3 protein-coding genes are annotated in these 5,057 nt (G+C 72.2%); 2 read left to right on the top strand and 1 reads right to left on the bottom strand.

Features of this window, described 5'->3' with window-relative positions; genetic code table 11:
• Positions 1-205 precede the first annotated feature (205 nt).
• Complete coding sequence (locus ABWK99_RS13445) at positions 206-2,299, bottom strand: cytochrome c oxidase assembly protein (protein ID WP_372595212.1); 2,094 nt, start codon at positions 2,297-2,299, stop codon at positions 206-208.
• Between the two features lie 157 nt (positions 2,300-2,456).
• Between ABWK99_RS13445 and ABWK99_RS13440 the strand changes: the two genes are divergently transcribed.
• Positions 2,457-4,253: an MDR family MFS transporter gene (locus ABWK99_RS13440; protein ID WP_372595211.1), complete on the top strand. Its 1,797-nt coding sequence runs from the start codon at positions 2,457-2,459 to the stop codon at positions 4,251-4,253.
• 140 nt (positions 4,254-4,393) lie between these two features.
• A partial coding sequence (locus tag ABWK99_RS13435) for a SulP family inorganic anion transporter (RefSeq protein ID WP_372595210.1) occupies positions 4,394-5,057 on the top strand: 664 nt, incomplete at its 3' end.

Raw genomic sequence — 5,057 nt, 5'->3', positions numbered from 1 at the left:
GTGACCAAGCTGGTCAGCCTCGGCGTGCTGGACGGGACCACCGGGTCCTTCGCCCTGCCGCCGGGTCTCGACCTCGGCGAGTTCCCGGTGGTCGACATCTCCGAGGAGCACTTCGACGGCGATCCGAGCCACTCGGGCGACAGCATCGTGCGCGGGATCCTCGGGGCCTGAGCGAGCGGACCCCGCCCCGGGGTCGTCGCCCCCCTCAGCGCCGGCCGTCCTCCCTCGCGTCCCGCTCCGCCGCCCGCGCGAGCATCGCGTTGTACGCCTCGAGCTCGGCGTCTCCGTCACGGTCGGCAGCCCGGTCCGTCCGCCGGGCCGTACGCTCGTCCGCCCTGGTCCAGGCCACCGCCAGGACGATCGCCACCACGAGCATCGGGATCTCGCTGATGCCCCAGACGATCTCCCCGGCGATCCGCTGGTCGTCCAGGGCGGAGGGTCCCCAGGTCCTGCCCAGCAGCCCGAACCAGTCGGGCACGAGCAGCGCGTCGTCCATCATCAGCGCGATCCCGAAGAAGGCGTGGAAGGCCATCGTCGCGAAGAGCAGGACGAGCCGGAGCGGGTAGGCGGGCCGCTTCGGCCCGGGGTCGATCCCGATCAGCCCGTTGAGGAAGAGGTACCCCGCGAGGGAGAAGTGCAGCACCATCCCGACATGCCCGATGTAGGTCTCCAGCGAGTACCGGAACAGCTCGGTGAAGTAGAAGACGTACATCGAACCGGCGAAGTTGACCGCCGCGACGATCGGGAGCGAGAACACCCCTGCCCAGCGTGAGTGCACCAGGCCCAGCAGCCACTCCCGCGGCCCGCGCGAGCCGTCGGTGCGCACCGGGAGGGCGCGGGAGGCGAGCGTCACCGGGGCCGAGAGCACCAGGAAGATCGGCACGATGAGCATGAGCACCATGTGCTCGATCATGTGGGCGCTGAGCAGGACGTGCCCGTAGACGGCCGGGCCGCCGGAGGTCGCCCAGGCGAACACGAGCAGGCCGACGAGTCCGCTGACGGTCCGCCCGAGGGGCCAGGGGTCACCGCGACGCGCGAGCCGGCGGACCCACCGCAGGTAGACCACCGCCGCCGAGAGCGCGGCGAGCGCGAAGAGCAGGTCCCAGCGGAAGCCCGTGAACCACTGGTCGGCCGTCGGTGCGACGGGGAGCTCGTGACCGGTGACGACCTGGGCCGGGCTCAGGACACCCGTCGGGGTGAGATCGGCAGGGGGGTCGGAGGAGGCGAGCGCGACGGCCACGCCCGAGACGGCGCCCATGATCCCCAGCTCGACGACGACGAGCCGCCAGAAGAGCCACGGCGCGCGGCCGGGCGTCGCGGAGACCAGGCGCGGGACGACCGAGCGTCGGTGCACCCAGCCGATCACACCGAGGCCGAGGAGGAGGGCCGTCTTGGCGACGACGAGCAGCCCGTAGGTCGTGCCGAGGTCCGCGAGGGTGTCCATCCGCAACGCGGCGTTGACCACCCCGGACACGGCCACCCCGAGGTAGCTCCAGAGGGCGATCGCGGAGTAGCGGGCGACGGCGGGGGCGAGATCCCGTCCGAGCCGGTGGGCGACCAGCGCGAGCGCACCGAGCCCACCGATCCACACCGCCGCCGCGAGCAGGTGCAGGAACATCGTCGAGATCGCGAGCTCGTGGCTGACGTCACCGGAGGCGTGCCCCGTCTGCGAGAGCAGCGCGAGGGCGGAGGCGGCCAGGAGCCCGGTCCACAGGGCGCCGACCGGGCCGCGCACCAGCAGGGTCGCGACGCTCGTGAGCGCGGCGATCACGACGACGGCGAGCTGGATCCTGCCGAGCGAGATCGAGGTGAGGTAGAGCCCGAGGCCCGGCCCGAAGCTCGGGTCGTCGAGGCGGACGCCGGCCACCGTCCCGTAGGTCAGCACCGCCTCGGCGAGTGCCAGCACGGTCCACGCGGCCGCAGCGTTGGCGGCCACCCGGACGGTCGCGGTCCAGGCGGCACCGTCGGCCACCGTGCGGCCCCCGGTCCGCGGAAGCACGAAGGCCGCGAGGACGAGGGCACCGAGGGTGACGGCGGCCGCGAGCTCGGCGAGGACGGTGACGGTCGGGTCGCCCCACCGGACGAGGGCACCCGCGTCGAGCAGGTCGACCAGTCCTGCCCTGGAGACGACGGTCGCGAGCACGACGGCGATCAGCGCGAGCAGCGCGCCGAAGGGAACCCCCCAGCGGGCGATCCGGAGCGCCCGCGGCTCCGCAGCGGCCGTGGCGCGGCGAGCGGCGGGGCCGGTGGATCCGGGACCCGACGGACGGGCCGGCGTGCGGCGGATGGCGGTGGGCACGTGCTCAGCGTAGGTGGGCCGGCGGGCGGGTGGGCGTGCGGGAGTGCGATCAGGAAGTGGGCCGGCGGGTGGGCCGGCGGGGCAGCCTCGGACAGGAACGATGCAGTCGCTGAAAGTTCCGCTGGGATATCCACGTCATGGGACGTATCTTTGGCCCGTGACCGCTCCCACCACCGCTGCGCCGGCAGCCCCCGCCTTCACGGCGCCCACGCATCGGCAGATCCTCACGATCCTCGGCGGCCTGATGATGGGCATGTTCCTCGCCGCACTGGACCAGACGATCGTCGCCACCGCGATCAGGACCATCGGCGACGAGCTCAACGGGCTCTCCCTGCAGGCCTGGGTGACCACCGCGTACCTGATCACCTCGACGATCTCCACGCCCCTGTACGGCAAGCTCTCCGACATCCACGGTCGCAAGCCGTACTACCTGGCCGCGATCGGCCTGTTCCTCATCGGCTCGCTGCTGGCGGGCACGGCGACCTCGATGTACCAGCTCGCCGTCTTCCGGGCGATCCAGGGACTCGGTGGGGGTGGCCTCATGTCCCTGGCCATCACGATCCTCGGCGACCTGCTCAGCCCCAGGGAGCGCGCCAAGTACCAGGGCTACATCCTCGCGGTCTTCGGCACCTCCTCGGTGCTCGGCCCGATCATCGGCGGGTTCTTCGCCGGGGCCGACAGCGTGCTCGGCATCACCGGATGGCGCTGGATCTTCCTGGTGAACGTCCCCCTCGGGATCGTCGGGATGATCGTCATCGCCAAGGTCCTGCACCTCCCGCCGCTGCAGCGCGTCAGGCACCGCATCGACTGGCAGGGAGCCACGACCCTGGTCATGGCCCTGGTCCCGCTGCTGGTGATCGCCGAGCAGGGCCGCGAATGGGGCTGGGGATCGGGCCGGGCCTGGGCCCTGTACGTCACCGGCGCGGTCGGCATCGTGCTGTTCCTGCTGGCGGAGCGGCACGCGAAGCACGAGGCGCTGCTCCCGTTGCACCTGTTCGCCAACCGGACCTTCGGGGTCGGGGCGCTGGTCAACCTCGTCATCGGCATGGGCATGTTCGGGGCGCTCGCGATGCTCCCGCTCTACCTGCAGATCGCCAAGGGCATGACGCCGACGGGAGCGGGCCTCGCGCTGCTCCCGCTGACGCTCGGCATCATGATCGGCTCGGTCGTCGCGGGCCAGGCGATCGCCCGCACGGGCCGCTACAAGGTCTTCCCGGTCACCGGAACCGCGTTGCTGGTGATCGGTGCCGCGGTCCTCTCCCGGCTGCTCGCGGACTCCTCGCTCCTCCAGGTGAGCTGGCGCTCGGCGATCTTCGGCCTCGGCCTCGGGTTCTGCTTCCAGCCGCTGGTCCTGGCCGTGCAGAACGCCGTCAAGCCGCAGGACATGGGCGTCGCCACGAGCTCCTCGCTGTTCTTCCGTCAGATGGGCGGGACGATCGGCACGGCCGTCTTCCTCTCGATCCTGTTCTCGACCGTCGGCGGCAAGATCAGCACAGCCTTCGCGTCCGCGGCGGGGACGGCCGGCTTCCAGGCCGCCGTGGCGGACCCGGAGGTCCAGGCCGACCCGGCCAACGCACCGGTCCTGGACATGCTCGCCGGCACGGGCAGCGCGCTCTCCCTCGACGACTCCTCGTTCATCGAGAAGCTCGACCCGCGGCTCGCCGCGCCCATCCTCGAGGGCTTCACCGCCGGCGTCGACCTCGTCCTCGTCGTCGCGGCGATCGTGCTGGTCGTCGGCTTCCTGCTGGCCTTCCTGCTGCCCGAGCTGCCGTTGCGCACCACCTCGGGGATCCAGCAGCAGATCGACGACCACGACGAGGCGGTGGCGTCCGCGGCCGCCGCAGCGGGCGCTCCCGCCGCACCCCTGTCACCGGAGCTGGTCGACGGCCAGGCCCCCTCACCCCTGACGGCGGCGGACACCGACGGCCAGGGCCCCCGAGAAGGGGCACGGTAGACTCACTCCCGGCGCTTCCCGGCCGTACGGCTCCGCCTGGCCCCTCGCCCCTTGATCGCACGCGTTGCCGCCTGCACCCCAGTCCAGCCCGTCGCCACCGGCGTCGGCTCCCCGGGGCGCCCGCGCCCCCGATCCCGAGGATGCGTGTGACCTCCACGAGTACCGTCCAGCCCCGCGAGGCCGACCAGGCCCATTCCGTCCGCGCAGCCCTGCGCTCCCCTGCGCGCCTGCGCACCGAGGTCCTCGCAGGTCTCGTCGTCGCCCTCGCGCTGATCCCGGAGGCGATCTCGTTCTCCATCATCGCCGGGGTCGACCCGCGGCTCGGGCTGGTCGCCTCGTTCACGATGGCCGTGACGATCTCGATCGTCGGCGGTCGCCCCGCGATGATCTCCGCTGCGACGGGAGCGATCGCGCTGGTCATCGCCCCGGTGGCGCGCGAGTACGGGATGGACTACTTCCTGGCGACGGTGATCCTGGCAGGGGTCCTGCAGGTGGTGCTCGGCCTGCTCGGCGTGGCGCGGCTCATGCGCTTCATCCCGCGGTCGGTCATGGTGGGCTTCGTCAACGCTCTGGCGATCCTCATCGCGCTCACCCAGCTGCCGCACCTGACGAACGTGCCGTGGGCCGTGTACCTGCTGGTCGCGATCGGCCTGGTGATCCTCTTCGGGCTGCCGCGGCTGACCACGGCCGTTCCCGCTCCCCTCGTCGTCATCGTGCTGCTCACCACGGCCGCCGTCGTCGGGGCGATCTCCGTGCCGACCGTCGGTGACGAGGGCGAGCTTCCCTCGAGCCTGCCCTCGCTGC

Source organism: Actinotalea sp. (assembly GCF_041597215.1).
Classification (GTDB): domain Bacteria; phylum Actinomycetota; class Actinomycetes; order Actinomycetales; family Cellulomonadaceae; genus Actinotalea.
This window is presented reverse-complemented; position numbering and strand designations above follow the sequence as displayed.